Below are 17448 nucleotides of genomic sequence, written 5' to 3'. Positions count from 1 at the left end.
AGACAGCGGCGCGTTCAGGCGCCTTAGCTCTAGGTTTCTCAGGTACCGGAGATTGTCCCGAAAGAGGAGCGCAGCGTACTTTGGGTACGCAAGCGACGGTTTGAGGGGCAAGATCCGGTGCCTGAGGAAGCTAGAGAGTTTCGATAAAGGCAGCGATGCGCGTCTCGATCTGGCCCATGTCGCCGTTGCTGTAGTCGGTCTCGATCTTCATGTACGGAATACCCGCACCCTCGACGGCCTCCTGCATGCGCGCGCTCTCAACGTTGAAGGTGTGGCAGGCCTGTAACACGCTCTCTACCACGCCATCGACGTGGTACTTCTCGCACATGGCCAGCGTATTTTCCATACGACCGTCGTTGGGCGTCATGACCGAACAGTTGATATCCAGGTAGCGGTCGGCGATGGCGCGCAGGATGTCGGGAGCCTCCGGGTCGATCATCATGGCCGCCGTGCGCTCGCCCGAGCAGTCGTCCATGCACACGACCACACCGCCGTTGGACTCGATGGTGCGGCCGATCTTGTTGATCACACCGCCCACCGGGCAACCGGTGATCAGAATGCGCTTAGCATCCGCCGCAACCGGGCGCTCGCCCGCGTCGTAGGCCTCGCGCAGCTTGGCAACCTTTTGCTCCAGCTGCTGCGTATAGGCCTCAATATCAAAGCTGAACGTACCGGCAAACATAGTGCTCATCAGGTCGACGCCGCTCATGGCCGCCGGCTGGTTGGCCTGCAGCGCAAACATCTCGAGCTGGGCAGCACGCAGGCGATTGCGACGACGGACGGCGGCGCGCAGGTCGTCATCGGTAATCGTAATGCCGTAGAAGCCCTCGAGCTCCTCCTTGAGCAGGCGGCACTCCTCGTACCAGCCTTCACGCTCGTAGGCGCGATCGCGACCCTGCGGCAGGTGCAGAATGTGCGTGCGCTTGAGCTCGTTGAGTAGCTCGTACATCTTCTTCTTGCCGTCGCAGGTGGTCTCGCCGATGATCATGTCGCTAAAGTACGTAAACGGACACTTTTGCGAGTAGGCAAAGCCGTACGTCGATTTGATGAGCGGACACAGATTTGCCGGCAGCACCTTCTCGGCCTCGGGAATCACCTCGTCGGACGTACCGCACAGAGCGACACTTGCGGCGCCCGCGGCATCGATAATCTCGAGCGGCGTATAGCTGCACAAGAAGCCGACCAGGCGATTACCCGCCTGCTTATAATCCTTGACGCGAATAAACGCCGCCTTGCGCTGTTCGTTGAACTCCTCAAACGTGGACGGCAACGGCTGCTCAATATATTCCGACATATAGCTCCTTAACAAACCTTTTAACCAAACAAGGAAACGGCTTTCCCAGGTGCTCGAGGTTGCCGTGAAAGAGGAGCGCCGCGTACTTTGGTACGCAAGCGACAGTTAGAACGGCAAGATCGGGTGCCTGGGGAAGCCGCCGAGACGGATAGCCCTAAATGGTTTCCAAGAAAGCCTCGATCCTGGTTTGCAGTTGGCCTGCATCCTCGCCGGCGTAGTCGGTCGTGATGTGCATAAACGGAATACCGGCCTCCTCGGCGGCCTTCTCCACGGCAAACGACTCCATCTCGTAGAGCGTGCAGAACTGCAGGGCCACATCGACGATACCGTCGGCATGCAGATCCTTGGCCATCTGGACAATGTCCTTCATACGCTGGTCATTGGGCGTAAAGACGGCGCAGTTGATCTTAAAGTAGCGCTCGGCGATGGCGTCGAGCATCTCGTCGACCGTCTCGCCGGACTCGTCGATCAGGTCCTTGTAGTAGCGCGAGCCCGTGCAGGACTCCTCGCCCACCACGACGCCGCCGGCCTTCTCGATGAGGTTGAATAGCTTCCAGTTGGGCACGGCCATGGGCGTGCCGGTGTACAGGATGCGCTTGGTCCCCTTGGGCGCCACGCCCTCGCCGGCCTCGACACGCTGCTCGCACTCAGCCGCCATATCGTTAATGGCTCCGGTCAGACGCGGCGTGTCGTCCATAAAGGCGGCCTGAACGGTCAGCAGGCTGTCGAGACCGCTGATGGGCGCCGGGTCGGCAGCGCGCGTGGCAGCGAGGCGCTGCAGGGCACGGCGCTTCTCATTTACGGCGTGGATGGCGGCCTTCAGGCGCTCGGGCGTAATCGTGACGCCGCACTCTTCCTCGATCTTGGCGGCGAGCTTCTTGACCTCGGCCTTCCAGGTCACGAGCGTCGACTTGTCGTGTACGTTGGGGATATCCATGACGTACATGTTCTTTTGCGTGGCAAAGAACTCGTAGGCCTTCTTCTTGCCATCGCAGGTGTTCTCGCCGACTACCAAGTCGCTCGACTCGATGTAGGGGCAGACCTCGCCCAGCTTAAAGCCGGCAAAGCTCTTGATAAGCGGACAGGTGTTGCGCGGCAGATGCTCCTCGACCTTGTCGGTCGCCCAGTCGGCACCCGAGCACAGGCCCACGGGAATGCCGTCGCAGGCGAGCACAATCTCCTCGGGCACGTAGACGCAGAACGAGCCCACGATCTTGGTGGCCTCGCCGGCCTCCTTCTTGTCGAGCATCTCCTTAATACGGCCGCTGTGGATGTTGGTGGCTACAAAGTCCAGGTAGGACGTGGACTTGGGGCGATTGTTCTGCGTCAGGAACATATCGCCGTACATCTGGCCCACGGCGCCCAGCAGCATGTCGTGGTCGGCAAGATTCATGCCGAGGCTCTCCCACATCGGATGGAAATCGAATTCTTCAGCCATGACGGTTCCCCTCTCGAACCAAAAACGGATAACAGCGGTATCGATGCACGACGGACGGCGATTGCCCGGCCGTGCTCAAACCCGGAATTTTAGGGAACCTGCCTTGCGGACGGTTATTTAGTTGTGCGTCGTCTCTCCCGGAGCCGTGAACATACCTGCTCATATGCGGCTCCGAGCCATATACAGGGCACGCGCGGCAACGCGGCGAATATATGTCGTCTGCGGCATGTGCGCACCCTCCTTTACAAGTTAAGGTCAACTATATCAACGGTTGTCGTCCAGACGAACACCGCCGACATGCGTACGACAGCGTCGTGTGCCGTCGTTTAATAAATAATTATCTTAATTGATAAGAGTTTGTCATCCCTCATTCGTCGTGCGACAAGATAAAGCCGACGAGGCTTATATCCCCGACGGCATTACCCGGCGCTATCGACAAACCAAATGGATCCTGCTGGCATCAAAATGCATGCGCAGCGTCTCGCCTGCTTGCGGTAGCTCGTCGACAGGCATGCCCACTTTGTTGACCTTCCACTGCAGACGCGTGGGCGCATCGGCCCGCGGCGCATCCAACAGCACCAGGCGCTCAAAACGCGAATCGCTCACGCGCGCCACGTGCAAATCGTAGCTGTTGCGACCACGCTCAGCACGATTGTCAACATGGAAGTAGCTTGCGCGAATGCCCAGGTACACCACATTATCGGGAACCTCGCGGCCCACGTTAAAGGTCATGCCCCAGTCGAGGGCCTCAACTTCTTCGTCGCCAATCTTGCGCGCCCGGCTTGTGTTCTTGCACCCCGTCAGACGCAGCGCCGCCAGCGTCTGCGGACGGCGAACCACGTCCTCGATGGAGCCGATCTCCTCAACATGCCCGTTGCGCATCACGCAGATGCGCTCGCACAGACGGCACGCCTCGTCGATATCGTGACTCACGTAGAGCACGGTGCGGTTGCATACATCGAACAGGTCGAGCATGTTCTGCTCGAGGGCGCTCTTGAGGTACGCATCGAGCGCACTCATGGGCTCGTCGAACATAAAGATGCCCGGGTGCGCCGCTACCATGCGGGCGAGCGCCACGCGCTGCTGCTGGCCGCCCGAGAGGCGCGCGGGATAGCGGTCGGCAAAGTCGGCCAGTCCAAAGATACTCAGGTAGCGCTCGGCAAGTTGCTTGCGCGCCGCGGCGTCGCCTGCACCCTCAACGCCAGCGCACACGTTATCGGCCACCGTCATGTTGGGAAACAGCTGATAGTTTTGGAACAGCAGGGCACACTTGCGCTCCTGGGGCGACAGGTTGATGCCCGCCGCCGAGTCAAAAAAGGTCACGCCGTTGACGACGATCTTCCCCTCGTCGGGGGTCTCCACACCGGCAATGCAGCGCAGTGTACAGCTCTTGCCACAACCCGAGGCGCCCAGCAGCGCCACACACTCCTCGCCGGCCTCAAGCTGCATGTCGAGCATAAACCCCGGAAAGCGCTTTTTGATATCCAGGACAAGCGACATGGCCTATCGACCTCCCTTCGAGACGGCGTCATCGCGCATGAGCTCGGCCAGCGCCTCGCGATCGATACGCAGCGCATCGCCGCCGACTGGGTCGAGCGAATCGGCCTGGCCACCCAGCTGCTTGGCCTGCTTGCGCTCCGCACGGGAAAGGCCCCGCTCGCGATACTTTTGCGAATGAGCGGTGTACATATTGATGAACAGAATGACCAGGAAGCTGAACGCAATTACGACCACGACCCAAAAGAGGGCTACCGACGTGTTGCCCCCCATCCACTCAAAGTAGATGGCGATGGGAATGGTCTGGGTAATGCCGGCGTAGTTGCCCGCAAAGAACAGGGTGCAGCCAAACTCGCCCATGGCACGCGCGAAGGCGAGCACCGTGCCGGCGGCGATGGAGGGCCAGCCGAGCGGCATCATGAGCTTGGCAAAGATGCGACGTTCGGACCATCCCAAGGTTCGCGCGGCGTCGAGCATCTGCGTATCGAGGCTCTCAAAGGCACCGAGCGCCGTGCGGTAGACCAGGGGAAACGACACCACCACGGCAGATATCACCGCCGCGGGCCACGTAAAGACGATCGAGACGCCATGCGCGATAAGCCACCGACCGACCCCGGTCGAGCGGCCAAACAGCATGAGGAGCAGAAAGCCGCAGACCGTGGGCGGCAGCACCATAGGAATCGTAAAGACCGAATCGAGCAGGCCCTTGATACGACTCGAGGTACCCATAGTCTTCCACGCGGCGAACAAGCCCAGCGCAACGGAGATCAGCAGGGCAAGGCCGCTCGTTTTTATGGACACCCAAAACGGGCGATAGTCGATGTCGCCCAAAAAGGAGACCAGAGAGGTCAAGGGCCCCTGCTCATCCCGTAACACGACAGACGATGCCTCAACCATTTGAGCGCTATCAAGCCAACGCGCGCCGCCCTTGGCATCACCTGAGGCTGATGCAATCACCACATAGCGGTCCCCATCCGCACCGTGCTCGTCAAAGCCATAGGTATACCCGCCGGCATCAAACGTTGTTTCCGCCGTGACATACCAAGGAAGATCCATATCCCCCAGCTGCGCACCTCCCATGCAGTTTGCGCTGTCGAGCTCACAGACGAGGGCCTTGAGACCCGATACGCACTCGTTGTCCTGCGGATCCAATCCAAACTTCTCGACCGCCTTGGGCGATATCCACACCACAACGCGATCGGCAGCAGGCGCCACCACAAGGTCCACGTCCTCGTCAACGGGAAACCGGTAGCCCTCAGGCTGGCCTTCCATGGCACGAGCGGTCCCCTTGGCCAACCGCTCAAAACCCTCGATCCCATAGGAAAGCCCATGAGCGGTCGCAGCAACCTGGGCCCCGTCCTCAGCATCCCCAGCCAACGCAAATCCCGGCACACAGCAAAGCGCGAAGGCCAAAGCACAGGCGACAAGCATGCGGAATCTATTAAGCACGAAAAGCTCCAAGCGAATACAAGGACGGAGTGAAACACAAAACGATGGAATTATCACGCCAAGCCGCACTACGCGGAAAGCTCAAAGCCGTACTTAGCCCAAATCTTCTGAGCTTTCTTGTTGGTCAGGCAGAAGTCGATGAACGCCTTGGCCTCGTCGGCATGCTCGGAGCCATCGGCGACAGCGCCCGGATACACGATGGGCTTGTGCGAATCCTCGGGGCACACGAAGGCCTCCTCGATGCCGTCGTAGCGGAAGATGTCAGAGCTGTAGACAAAACCGGCCACGCAGTCGCCTGTGGACACATAGGCGGCGGCGGTACCAACTTTGTCGGCCAGCGCGACCTTGTCGGCGATCTCGGGAGCATACTCGCCGTCGTCGCCCTCGGTGCCGGTGTAGAGGCCCACGGAGGCCAGGGCCTGGTTGGCGTACTTGCCGGCGGGAACGGTCTTGGCGTCGCCAATGGCGATCTTGCCGTCCAGATTCGCGACGTCGTCGATGACCTCGACCTTGGTGTCGGAGCCCTCGGCGCGAATGATCACAAGGTCGTTGACGAACATATCCTCACGGGTGTCGGCATCGACGAGTCCGGCGGCCTCGGCGTCGTCCATGGTGCCCTTGGAGGCCGTGATGAGTACGTCAACCGTGGCACCGGCACGCATCTGCTCGACAAGGTCGCCGGAGGCCTTAAACTGCGTGTCGGCAAACGTGGTACCGGTCTGGTCGGTGTAGAGCTCCTGGACCTCGGGAAGGGCCTTCTCAAGTGAGTTGGCAGCAAAGACCTGAAGCTCGACAGCTTTCTTGGAAGATGCCTTAGCAGAACCGGTAACAGATCCGGCCGGCTCGGACGCCTTGTTGCTCGAGCAGCCGGCAAGCCCAAGACCGGCAGCGGCGACAGCAGAAAGCGAGACGAATCCGCGGCGAGAAACCATATCGAACATGTTCAACCCTTTCGGATCTTGTGCCCGGGTACCCCACCGCGGGCTTTAATCTGCAATCAGATTATACTTCTGCGAGAATAATGATAGTGAGAAATTATTCTCGCCAGAGAATATAGTTTCGAGTTGCCATACACCTTGGCGTCGCTTCGGCGGAAAACAAAGGCGGAGCAGCCGTTCAGGTCGCCCCGCCGCAGGTAAACCGCTTATTTGGCGTGCCCGCCGCCCGCCGTCATTTGGGCCGCATGCTCCAGCTGGTCGCTCACGGCCTCCCAGCTTTCGCGGGCCGCTTTCGTAGATCCCGGAAAGTTGATGACAAGTGTATACCCACGCTGCATGCACACGGCGCGCGAGAGCATAGCGCGGCGTGTCTTGGTCATGGAATACGCACGGATTGCCTCTGCAATACCCGGCACATCGCGGTCGCAGACGGCACGCGTCGCCTCGGGTGTCACGTCGCGCATCGAAAGCCCCGTGCCGCCACAGGTGAGCACGACATTGGCGTGGCACGCATCGGCGGCTTCCACAATGGCATCACCGATTTCGCTGACGTCGTCGCGCACGACCACATGCGAGGCGACCGTCCATCCCTGCGCCTCGATAAGTTCCTCGAGCGCGGCACCCGCCTCGTCCTGCGCAAAATCGCGCGTATCCGAGCACGTCACGATCGAAATCTTCAACTCCATAGCGTTCCCCCTATAGCACCGTTCCCTCGGGCAGGTCGACGCGAACAACGTCCACGACATCTCCCGCCCTGAGCTCGCACGGTCCTTCGTCAATACACAGCAGGCAGTTCGCACGCTGCATAGTTCCAAGCAGCGCCGAATTCTGCGTCTTGGCCTCGGTCACCAGCAGCTCACCGGTCTCGGGGTCGCGCAAAACCGTCGCGCGATCGAAGAAGCGTCGGTCCTGGCGCTTCTTCACGCCGTGCGTCAATATCGCCTGCTGCACGGGACGCATGCCTTCGGCAAATCCGCGCATCTTGCGAATCGCCGGGCGGGCGAGCATCTCAAAGCCCACATACGCCGCTGCGGGATTGCCCGAAAGCCCCAAATACGGCTTACCCCCAAGCAAGCCAAACGTAATGGCCTTGCCCGGACGCATCGAGATGCGATCGAACAGCACCTCGCCCTCGCGCCGGACGAGCGCCGTCACGAAATCGTAATCACCCGCCGAGGCGCCACCGCTCGTAATGACAAAATCGCACTCCTGCACGGTACGATGCACCAGCTCGGCAATCGCCTGCTCATCATCGGGCGCAATGCCGTAGAACACGGGCTCGGCGCCGGCATCGAATGCCTCGGCCATTAACGCCGAGGAGTTGGAATCGCGAATCTGACCGCGCGCCGGCAGCTCACCCGGCGCGACCAGCTCCGTGCCCAGCGAGATAATGCCCACGCGCGGAGCGGCATGGACCTTCACGCTAGCGTAACCGGCGCTTGCCAGTAGGCCGGCGCCCGCCGGAGCCACGACCTCGCCGGCGTGCATCACAACATCGCCGGCATGAGCCTCCTCGGCGGCAGAGCGAACGTTCTCCCCCACCTTGGCAGGCGCCGAGAAGCTCACGCGTGAGCCCTCGTTGCCATTGCCGTCAAGCACCTCGACAATCTCGTATTTCACCACGGCATCCGCACCCTCGGGCACCGGCGCACCCGTCATGATGCGGACCGCCTCGCCCGGGGCGATTGCGCCCTCAAACACATGGCCCGCGGCCTCGTGTCCGATAACGTCGAGCGTCACCGGCGCCTCGCCAGACGCCTGCACCAAGTCCGCCGAGCGCACGGCATATCCGTCCATAGCGCTGTTGGCAAACGGCGAGATGTCGATATCGGCCACCGCGTCCTCGGCCAAGGGAAGACCGGCGGCCTGCCACACGGGAATCTCGATGAGATCCGTCGGAACAACATGCGACAGAACAATCGACTGCGCGTCCTCCAGCGGAATGAGTTTCTCTGCCATATGCACCTCTTAATGCCACGGCGCACAACAGGAGCGCCGATTCTTTATGCTTGTCTCAGTATAATCCCCCGACGCACGACCGCGACTCGGCCTGTACCCGCAAATACACCTGTCGGTTGCAGGCCGCGAAACAGAATGGAAACCAACCCACCGGCTCGTCGCGTTTACCGCGTTTTATAATGCTTGCGTTACAACCTAAAAGAGGAACATATGGCTCATAACGACAAACCCGAAAGCGCAAACGAGGCGCAGGATCATTCCCAGCCGCTCGACGACGGCGGCCTTTTCTCCCTTAGCGACGTCATCATGGCAGGCAGGCAACAGCTCACCCGCTCCGAGCATCTCTTGGCTGCCGACACACTCCGCAACGCCCGCAACCTACTCGCGAGCGCTAAGTTGCTCGTACTCGTCGTCATCGTCTCGCTCGCCATGGGCGTTGCCGCTTGGGCGTTTTTGGCCTCGCTGAATATCGCGACCGACTATCGCGAGCACCATGCATGGGTCTACGCCTTGCTTCCTGTTGTGGGCGTTGCCACCGCATGGGTGTACAAAAACCACGGCCTTGCCGCCAAACGAGGCAACAACCTGGTCATCGACTCCGCTCTGGGCACACGTCTCATCCATATGCGCATGGCCGTCCTCACCTTCGTCTGCTCCACGCTCACGCACCTAACGGGCGGATCGGCCGGTCGCGAGGGAGCCGCGGTACAGATTGGCGGCACCATCGCCAGCAACATCTCGAGCCTCGCCCACCTCAAAAAGCATGACCACCACGACCTCATGCTCGCCGGCATCTCGTCGGCCTTTGGCGCCGTATTCGGTTCGCCCCTTGCCGGCGCGTTCTTTGGCATGGAGATGTGTTTTATCGGCAAGATCGACTACACCGCGGGCATCTACTGTCTGGTCGCCTCGTTTACCGGCTACTTTACATCACTCGCCCTGGGTACCGAGTACGAAGCGAATGTCATCGCCAGCGTTCCCAACATGACACCACGGACGGTTGCCATCGTTGTTATCAGCGCCATTATCTTCGGTCTGACGGCACGCCTCTTTGCCTGGTCGGTTCGAACCGTCAAAAGCCTGTACGGTCGCTTTATCACCAACTACCTTGCTCGCGCACTCGTGGGCGCGCTCGTGGTGCTCGCGGCATACGCGATGCTCGACGCCTGGAAGTATGCCGGCCTTGCCACCTGGCTCTCGGGCGCCGGGTTCGCCGGTAACACGACCCTTGCCGACGCAGCCATCAAGCTCGTGGTGACGGCGCTTACCCTGGGTGCGGGCTTCCAAGGCGGCGAGGTCACGCCCCTGTTTGGCATCGGCGCGGCGCTCGGCGGCTGGATCGGTTGCCTCGTCGGTATCGACCCCAGCTTTCTGGCGGCGCTGGGCATGCTCGGTGTTTTCTGCGCCGGCCTTAACGTGCCCATCACCACCTGTATGATGGCCATCGACCTGTTCCACGGCACGGCAGCCGGCTTCTTCGTGATCGTGGCGTTTATCAGCTATCTTGTCGGCGGCCACCGCGGCGTATATCCCGCGCAGCGCATTGTCTCGCCTAAACGCCGTTCGCTTATTGTGGATGAGGGCGGTACGGTAGCGGATGCTATCGAGCGCCACAACGACCTGATAGAGTAGACGTTAGTATTCGCCGTGCAGCCACAATCGGGGGCAATTCGACCTGAGCGCGACCGCACCGTCACGTCATACGCCAGGAGTCGCCCCATGCACGCAACTGATTTTGGTCGCACGCTCATAATCGCCAACCCTGCCGCCCAGTCGGGTGCGGCGCGCGAGGTCGCTGAGCGCCTGCAGCGCTTTTTGGACATGACCGCGCGCGCATCCCAGTTTGATCTGGTGCTAACCGAGCACATGGGACACGCCAAGGAGCTTGCCGCACAGGCTCAGGGCTATCGTACCGTTATCGCACTCGGCGGCGACGGCGTGATCCACGAGGTCGTCAACGGGCTTATGACACAGGATGAGGCGGTCCGGCCCGCTCTTGCCGTCCTGCCCGTAGGCTCCGGCAACGATTTTGCCCAAACGCTCGGTATCGATGATTTCTCCGGTAAGGATTTTGGCGCGCTGCTCACCTGCGAGCTGCAGCGTCAGGACATCGGGCGCATTCGCTCATGGAACCCCGCAAACGGCAGCGGCGAGGCTTCCGTTGTGTACTACGACCAGACGCTTTCGGTCGGCATCGATGCCGCCATCGGCCTGGGCACCACCGAGCTGCGCAAAAAGACCGGCTTGACGGGCGCGCCGCTCTACACCCTCTCGGGTCTGGAGCAGTTTGGCCTGCGCTATCGCAACTACCTCATGACAGTCAGCTTTGACGGGGCGCCCGCCGAGCGCGTGAGGGCGATTATCATGGCGATTCAGCTGGGCCCCACGTATGGCTCGGGCTATCGCATCTGCCCCGATGCCGACCCCTGCGACGGCATGCTCGACGTCTGCTACGCATGCGGCCCCGTCCCTCGCGCGATTGCCCTGCCTATGTTCCTCTCGGCCAAAGACGGCCACCATACCAAGTTGCCACCGGTTCGCATGCGCCGCTGCCGCCATGCCGAGCTCACCTTTGAGGAGCCCGACTACCCCATCCAAGCCGACGGCGAGCCCATCGTCGCCTCGCGCATCGAGGTCGACATCCTCGCCGGCGCCCTCCATGTCTGGCGCCCCACCCGCTAACCCAACCTAAGTTGCGGTGAAATAGGGACTGTTTATGCAGCAAGTGCCGCAAAACAATCCCTATTTCACCGCAACTTATGAGGAGGCTATTCGTCGCTGCCCGGTTTGCGACGGTTGGCCTTTTTAATGGCGTTGAAGTGCTTGTCATTGAGCCTGCGCTGGCGAGAGCGCTGAGGCACCTTGGTCTTTACGCGTCGGCGCGGTGGACGCCCGCGACGCTCAAGCTCAGCGCGCAGCTTACGCAGGCAGCTGCTACGGTTTTGGAACTGACTGCGGCTCTCGCGCGCCGTCACGGTAATCCCCGTGGGCCCATGCTTCATGCGCACCGCCGAGTCCGTCGTGTTCACGCCCTGCCCACCCGGGCCCGTCGCGCGAAACACCTGAACCTCGCAATCGCGTGCCAACTCCTCGACCGACATCTCGGCATAGTGCGCATACTCACGCCATCCCATCTTGTTCTCATCCATATCAACACCTCCCCTCATACAAAAAATGTGACAAAGGGACAGTCCCTTTGTCACATCGCATACCAATCGCTTGTGTTGCGCGCTTAGGCGAAGGTGATCTCGCCGGTCTCGCAGTCCATATCGGCGATGCGGGCCAAGCTCTCGACGCGGAAGCCGCGCTCGCGGAGCTTATCGCCGCCGCCCTGGAAGCCCTTCTCCACTGCAATGCCAATACCGGACACCTCGGCACCCGCAGCCTCGCAGATCTTGATGAGACCCTCGAGCGCGCAGCCGTTGGCCAGGAAGTCGTCGATAATCAGGACCTTGTCACCCTCGGACAGGAAGCGCTTGCCGACGATGACCGGGTACTCCTTCTGCTTGGTAAAGGAGTAGATGGTCGTGGCATACTGCTCGCCGTCAAGGTTGATAGACTGCGCCTTCTTGGCAAAGACCACCGGCACGCCGCCAAAATGCTGAGCCGCGATGCAAGCCATGCCAATGCCCGAAGCCTCGATCGTCAGGATCTTGTTGATCTCGACACCCTCGAACAGACGGGCCCACTCGGCACCCATGTGGTCGAACAGCTCAACGTCGCACTGGTGGTTGAGGAAGGCGTCAACCTTAAGGACGTTACCGGCCTTTACGATGCCGTCATGGCGAATACGATCCTCAAGCTCCTGCATGGCGCAACCCCTTCTCGCGGCAACGATACCGCGCGATTAATAAACGTTGTTCGATAGTCTACCACGGACCGACCCCCGCCCGTCCCACAAGCCGCATCGCACCATAAAGCCGCAAGACCAGTAGATAGGCCGATTCGTGGCAAGCCTGCCTCCACAAGCTAATGGCGGGCGCGCACCCTCACCAAACGCACCATGGCAAGCGCAAAGCCCACGGCGGCCACAGCCATGAGCACGTAGAACACCGAACGGAAACCAAACAGGAACACATCCGGACGGCCTGCAACAAAACTGGTCACGGCCTCGCCCATCGCCACGCTCATCTGCCCATACAGGATATGCGACGCCGCCGTAATGCCCACCGCCATACCCGCATAGCGCGCTAGACTACCCAAGCTGCCTGCAAAACCGAGCGCCTCGCGCGGGGCCGAACCCATATACAGCGAGTTGTTGGGGCTCTGGAAAATCGACGTGCCGCACGACATAAACGCGGCACAGCACACGATCACAGGGATAGAAGAGTGCTCGTCGAGCGTGCTTACCGCAAAGAGACCGCACACGTACACGCCCAGGCCGACCGCCGTGGGGCCCTCGCAGCCAACACGGTCCGAAACCGTTCCAGAAAGCGGGCCGATAAAGGCATTCACCATCGGCAGTGCCAAAAAGAGCAGTCCGGAAATATCGGAGCTAAAGCCATGGGCGTCCTGAAAATAGAACGGCAGAATAAACTCGGATGCGCCAATGCCAACGAACACGATGAGCATGCAGGCAAGGTTGATGGTAAAGGCCGAATTTGCAAAGCAGCGACGAGCAGCCTCGATCAGGGACATGGGACGCTCGCCGGCCTCCGGCTTAACATGCGGCAGCGTGTAGAGCCCCACGATAAACGAGATGACGCCGATGGGCAGGTTGATGAGGAAGATGCTCTCCCAGGGAAAGCTTGTCACCAGCATGCCGCCGAGCACGGGGCCACACATCATGCCGAGGGCCACAAAGGTCGCGAGAATACCCATGGCACGACCTCGTTCGCGCGCCGGAAACGATTCGGTGATGATACCCATGTTGTTAGCCATGGCCGCTGCGCAACCGATGCCCTGAACAATGCGTGCCAGGATAAGAACCTCGAGCGAGGCCGAAAGGCCGCACAGCAGCGAACCGACCGAAAAGACGATGACGCCCAGCTGGAACACATTCACCTTGCCGCGCACATCACCCAGACGGCCAAACGGCAACATAGCCACGCATGTCGCAAGCAGATACACCGAACTCACCAGCTGGATGCGGTCGAGGCCCACGCCCAGCTCCTTTTGCATCACGGGCAGCGCCACGGTCACGACGGTCGAATCCAGACACACCATAAACGTCATGATGAGCACGGTAAACAGAATCGCCCATTTGTTCTTGCCATGGGTGTCGCCCTCTAGAGCAATGTGCTCGCGGCGCAGCTGCTCTGCAGTTTTCTCCATATCCATCCTTTCGAGTGGCCCAACGCAAAAAACGGGGCCCCAATCGCCTGCAAACAGCCGCGATTGGGGTCCCGCCTACGGAATCGGAACGAAAGGTCGCCGAAGCTTTCTGCCAGCATCGGCACCTTGTAAGGAGCTAGCCTAGCACTGCTCGAGCGCCTGCTCAAGGTCAGCAATCAAGTCGGCCGTGTCCTCGAGGCCGCACGACAGGCGTACCATGTCGGCGGAAATGCCACAGGCGATGAGCTCTTCATCGTTCATCTGGCGATGCGTGGCGTTGGCCGGATGCAAGCAGCAAGTGCGGGCGTCGGCCACGTGCGTGGCGATCTGGGCGAGCTTGAGGCTCTTCATAAAGGTCTCGGCCGCCGCGCGACCACCGTTAAAGCCAAAGCTCACAACGCCGCAGGTACCGTTGGGCATGTACTTCTGAGCCAGGTCATAGTACTTGTCGCCCTCCAGGCCCGGATAGCTCACGAAGCGCACCTTGGGATGACTCTGCAGGAACTTGGCAACGGCCAGGCCGTTCTCGCAATGACGCGGCATGCGCACATGCAGGCTCTCGAGCGAGCTGTTCAAGAAAAACGCCGCCTGCGGGTTCTGCATAGGACCAAGATCGCGCATGAGCTGCGCGGTAGCCTTGGTAATGAAGGCGCCCTCGCGACCGAACCTCTCGGCATAGGTCACGCCGTGGTAGCTCTCGTCGGGCGTGGTGAGACCCGGGAACTTGTCCGCATGGGCCATCCAGTCAAACTGGCCATGGTCAACGATCACGCCGCCCAGATAGGCAGCATGTCCATCCATGTACTTGGTAGTGGAGTGCGTAACGATGTCGGCGCCCCATTCAAAGGGACGGCACATCACGGGCGTCGGGAAGGTGTTATCGACCATCAGCGGCACGCCGTGGTCATGCGCAGCCTTGGCAAAGCGCTCAATATCGAGCACGGCAAGGGCGGGATTGGCGATCGTCTCGCCAAAGACGAGCTTGGTATTGGGCTCAAAGGCTGCCTCGAGCTCTTCATCAGTGCAGTCGGGGGCAACGAACGTGCAGGTCAGCCCCATACGGCCCATGGTGTGGGCGAGCAAGTTGTACGTGCCGCCATAGATGGCAGAGCTCGCGACCACGTGATCGCCGGCACCGGCCACGTTAAAGATCGCGAGGAAGTTCGCAGCCATGCCCGAGCTCGTGAGCATCGCGGCAGTGCCGCCCTCCATCTCGCAGATCTTGGCGGCAACCAGATCGCACGTGGGGTTCTGCAGACGGCTGTAGAAATAGCCCGACTCCTCCAGGTCAAACAGCTTGCCCATGTGCTCGGACGTGTCGTACTTCCACGTGGTGGACTGGTAGATGGGCACCTGACGCGGCTCTGCATCTCCCGGGTGATAGCCGCCCTGAACACATGTAGTACCGATGGTCTGCTCGCTCATATCTAGCTCCCTTGCCTGGGTTACGTTTTATTCGGTTCACGATACCGCTACCGCACACCCCTCTCAACCCATCCCCAAGGTGGGTTATGAGACAAATTGATCCGGGGCATTTATCTCAAGCCTTGGACATTTGCTCGATAGATAAAAATGAGGCATACATGAAGCTCTCGATGATTACATGCACCGGCACGGGTACCATAGGCGGGTACACCGTGACCAAGGAGACAACGATGAAGCAAATCGATACGGCCCAGCTCGACATCACCGCCTGTCAGGCTCAGGCTGCCGAATACCACGCCCGTGGCTTTAACTGTGCACAGGCCGTCGCCTGTACGCTCGCGCCTGCCGTCGGGCTCGACCCCCAGGTCGCCTTTACCCTCACCGAGGGCTTTGGCGCCGGCATGGGCGGCATGACCGAGACCTGCGGCGCCATCTCGGGCGCCGTGGCCATCATGGGCTTCGTGATGAGCGACGGCATGGAAAACCCCAAGACCAAGGGCCAGACCTACAAGCTGTCGCGCGAGATTGCCAAGCGTTTTGGCGAGAAGAACACGACGACTGTCTGCGGCACGCTCAAGGGCATCGGATCGGACAAGGGTCCGCTCCGCAGCTGCCCCGGCTGCATCGACGATGCCGTCGAGATCGCCTGCGATGTGCTAAAGCAGCTCGCCGAGTAAACGGCGGCAACAGAAAAACGACGGCCGGCGCACTTGGGATTCATCCAAAAGCACGCCGGCCGTCGCCGTTAGAACTCGGCAAATTCAGGAGCGCCGACCTCAATCTCCTCGCGCCCCGCCATAAGCTCGCGCATCTTAGCGCAAAACGGCTCCTGCTCCCCCGCTTTAAACACCAAATGAAGTGTCACGGCATCCGCGTAATCGGTATCCGAAACCTTGGCACCCGAATCCTGCGCCAAGCGAAGCACCTGCTCATACTGCGGATAGGCCACATGCACGTCAACAGGCACGACGCTCGTCATCTCGACGATCTGCCCGGCCTCCTGAGCAGCGGCCACCGCCGTCTGCGTCGCCGCGGTATAGGCGCGTACCAAGCCACCAGGCCCCAACAACGTGCCACCAAAATAGCGCGTCACTACGCAGCAAACATTTTTGAGTCCCGCACCGCGCAACACCTCGAGCGTCGGCATACCGCTCGTGCGGCTCGGCTCACCGTCATCGCTCTGGCGCTCGCGTCCATCGACCAAAATCCACGCGGGTACATTATGTCGAGCGTCGTAATGACGCTTGCGAACCATCTCGATGAAGGCATTCGCCTCATCCTCGGACTCAATATGGACCAGCTGGGCAATAAACCGGCTCTTGCGGTCCACAAACTCGCCCGAAGCCTCAATATTCGATTGCAGAGTAAAATAGCTGTCCAACAAAGCCCCTCAACAACAAGCGAAGCAACAAACAGCCTCAATAATACGGCAAAGGCCGTACCGATAACCCCAGTAAATAGAACGGAACCGTCGATGATTCCGTCAACGAAAGCGAGAACCCGTCAGCGCGAGCAAGGTGCCTTGAAAGACGAGGGCATTGACCTTATGGTCATGTCCGAAGGCTTGAAAGGCAGATTGCCGCGCTGACGGGTTCGCAGCGTCAACATAGTTGCTGAGTGGGCCTATAAGCCGGGTTCTGTCGTGAACGGTCATTTATCTTGTCTGCACGTTACCGTGCAGCTCCACGCACGCTACCCGAACGCGGACCGGGCCGGCCCATAGCGTTCCTATTCGCGCTTGCTCCGGATGGGGCTTGCCAAGCCGCCGTGTTGCCACGACGCTGGTGGTCTCTTACACCACCGTTTCAGCTTTTCCCTTTACGCCTTGCGGCGCAGGTGGGAGTCTTCTTTTCTGCGGCGCTTTCCGTCGGATCACTCCGCCCGGCCGTTAGCCGGCATCCCGCCCTCTGGAGCCCGGACTTTCCTCACGCGTGCTGCAAGCAGCACATCGCGCGACCGTCTGGCCCACTCAGCAGTGCAAGAGTGTAGCACACCGTTGCCGCAGGCAATGGCACAACACAAGCGTTCGACACGATAAACCAAGAACCCTTGATTATCGACTTCATTCGAACACCTCCCACATTCATCCGCACATGTGCGGATGAATGTGGGAACCCGATACCCTGAGGGCCGGATCGGCCGGCCCCGGGAGATCGGAGGACGGCATGTCCGGA

General features: G+C 60.6%; 14 protein-coding genes, 1 other RNA gene and 1 pseudogene. 3 read left to right on the top strand and 13 right to left on the bottom strand.

The window, feature by feature from the left end; translation table 11 throughout:
* Positions 1-130: 130 nt before the first annotated feature.
* The 7 genes from AAAX73_RS06620 to glp form a co-directional block, all read right to left on the bottom strand.
* Positions 131-1294 carry a double-cubane-cluster-containing anaerobic reductase gene (locus AAAX73_RS06620; RefSeq protein WP_349125437.1) on the bottom strand — a complete coding sequence of 388 codons (1164 nt, stop codon included), beginning with the start codon at positions 1292-1294 and terminating at the stop codon, positions 131-133.
* A 154-nt stretch (positions 1295-1448) separates the two neighbouring features.
* Positions 1449-2732, bottom strand: a complete 1284-nt coding sequence (locus tag AAAX73_RS06615; protein WP_349125436.1) for a double-cubane-cluster-containing anaerobic reductase — start codon at positions 2730-2732, stop codon at positions 1449-1451.
* Between the two features lie 429 nt (positions 2733-3161).
* Complete coding sequence (locus AAAX73_RS06610; protein ID WP_349125435.1) at positions 3162-4232, bottom strand: ATP-binding cassette domain-containing protein; 1071 nt, start codon at positions 4230-4232, stop codon at positions 3162-3164.
* 3 nt (positions 4233-4235) lie between these two features.
* Complete coding sequence (gene modB / locus AAAX73_RS06605) at positions 4236-5678, bottom strand: molybdate ABC transporter permease subunit (protein WP_349125434.1); 1443 nt, start codon at positions 5676-5678, stop codon at positions 4236-4238.
* Positions 5679-5746: 68 nt separating this feature from the next.
* Positions 5747-6619 (bottom strand): molybdate ABC transporter substrate-binding protein, encoded by an 873-nt coding sequence (modA, locus tag AAAX73_RS06600; protein ID WP_349125433.1) that lies wholly within the window; start codon positions 6617-6619, stop codon positions 5747-5749.
* Between the two features lie 203 nt (positions 6620-6822).
* Positions 6823-7302, bottom strand: a complete 480-nt coding sequence (locus AAAX73_RS06595) for a MogA/MoaB family molybdenum cofactor biosynthesis protein (RefSeq protein WP_349125432.1) — start codon at positions 7300-7302, stop codon at positions 6823-6825.
* Positions 7303-7312: 10 nt separating this feature from the next.
* On the bottom strand, positions 7313-8575 hold the full coding sequence (gene glp / locus AAAX73_RS06590; protein ID WP_349125431.1) for a gephyrin-like molybdotransferase Glp: 1263 nt from the start codon (positions 8573-8575) through the stop codon (positions 7313-7315).
* Positions 8576-8785: 210 nt separating this feature from the next.
* Here glp and AAAX73_RS06585 point away from each other — a divergent pair, with 210 nt between their 5' ends.
* Entirely contained in the window at positions 8786-10207 is a 1422-nt protein-coding gene (locus tag AAAX73_RS06585; RefSeq protein ID WP_349125430.1) for a chloride channel protein, read from the top strand.
* 87 nt (positions 10208-10294) lie between these two features.
* Complete coding sequence (locus AAAX73_RS06580) at positions 10295-11257, top strand: diacylglycerol kinase family protein (RefSeq protein ID WP_349125429.1); 963 nt, start codon at positions 10295-10297, stop codon at positions 11255-11257.
* Positions 11258-11343: 86 nt separating this feature from the next.
* On the opposite strand, the pseudogene AAAX73_RS06575 reads toward AAAX73_RS06580, so the two are convergent.
* The 4 genes and pseudogenes from AAAX73_RS06575 to AAAX73_RS06560 form a co-directional block, all read right to left on the bottom strand.
* A pseudogene (locus tag AAAX73_RS06575) lies at positions 11344-11655 on the bottom strand (peptide chain release factor-like protein); the annotation flags it as partial.
* A 152-nt stretch (positions 11656-11807) separates the two neighbouring features.
* Positions 11808-12386: a xanthine phosphoribosyltransferase gene (locus tag AAAX73_RS06570; RefSeq protein WP_022095227.1), complete on the bottom strand. Its 579-nt coding sequence runs from the start codon at positions 12384-12386 to the stop codon at positions 11808-11810.
* 158 nt (positions 12387-12544) lie between these two features.
* Positions 12545-13849, bottom strand: coding sequence for an MFS transporter (locus tag AAAX73_RS06565; RefSeq protein WP_349125428.1), 1305 nt, complete (start codon positions 13847-13849; stop codon positions 12545-12547).
* 141 nt (positions 13850-13990) lie between these two features.
* The gene (locus AAAX73_RS06560) at positions 13991-15274 is read right to left on the bottom strand and encodes an O-acetylhomoserine aminocarboxypropyltransferase/cysteine synthase family protein (RefSeq protein ID WP_271736915.1); all 1284 of its coding nucleotides are present in this window, start codon (positions 15272-15274) and stop codon (positions 13991-13993) included.
* A 230-nt stretch (positions 15275-15504) separates the two neighbouring features.
* On the opposite strand from AAAX73_RS06560, the gene AAAX73_RS06555 reads away from it, so the two are divergent.
* Positions 15505-15951, top strand: coding sequence for a C-GCAxxG-C-C family protein (locus AAAX73_RS06555; RefSeq protein WP_055251626.1), 447 nt, complete (start codon positions 15505-15507; stop codon positions 15949-15951).
* 68 nt (positions 15952-16019) lie between these two features.
* Here AAAX73_RS06555 and AAAX73_RS06550 read toward each other — a convergent pair whose 3' ends face one another.
* Positions 16020-16658 (bottom strand): YigZ family protein, encoded by a 639-nt coding sequence (locus AAAX73_RS06550; RefSeq protein ID WP_271736914.1) that lies wholly within the window; start codon positions 16656-16658, stop codon positions 16020-16022.
* Positions 16659-16884: 226 nt separating this feature from the next.
* Positions 16885-17246: RNase P RNA component class A (gene rnpB, locus AAAX73_RS06545), an RNA gene on the bottom strand.
* Between the last annotated feature and the right edge of the window lie 202 nt (positions 17247-17448).

The organism is Collinsella sp. CLA-ER-H9 (genome assembly GCF_040092295.1).
GTDB lineage: Bacteria > Actinomycetota > Coriobacteriia > Coriobacteriales > Coriobacteriaceae > Collinsella.
Note: the sequence above shows the minus strand (reverse complement) of the source record. Positions and strands in the feature narration are given on the sequence as shown.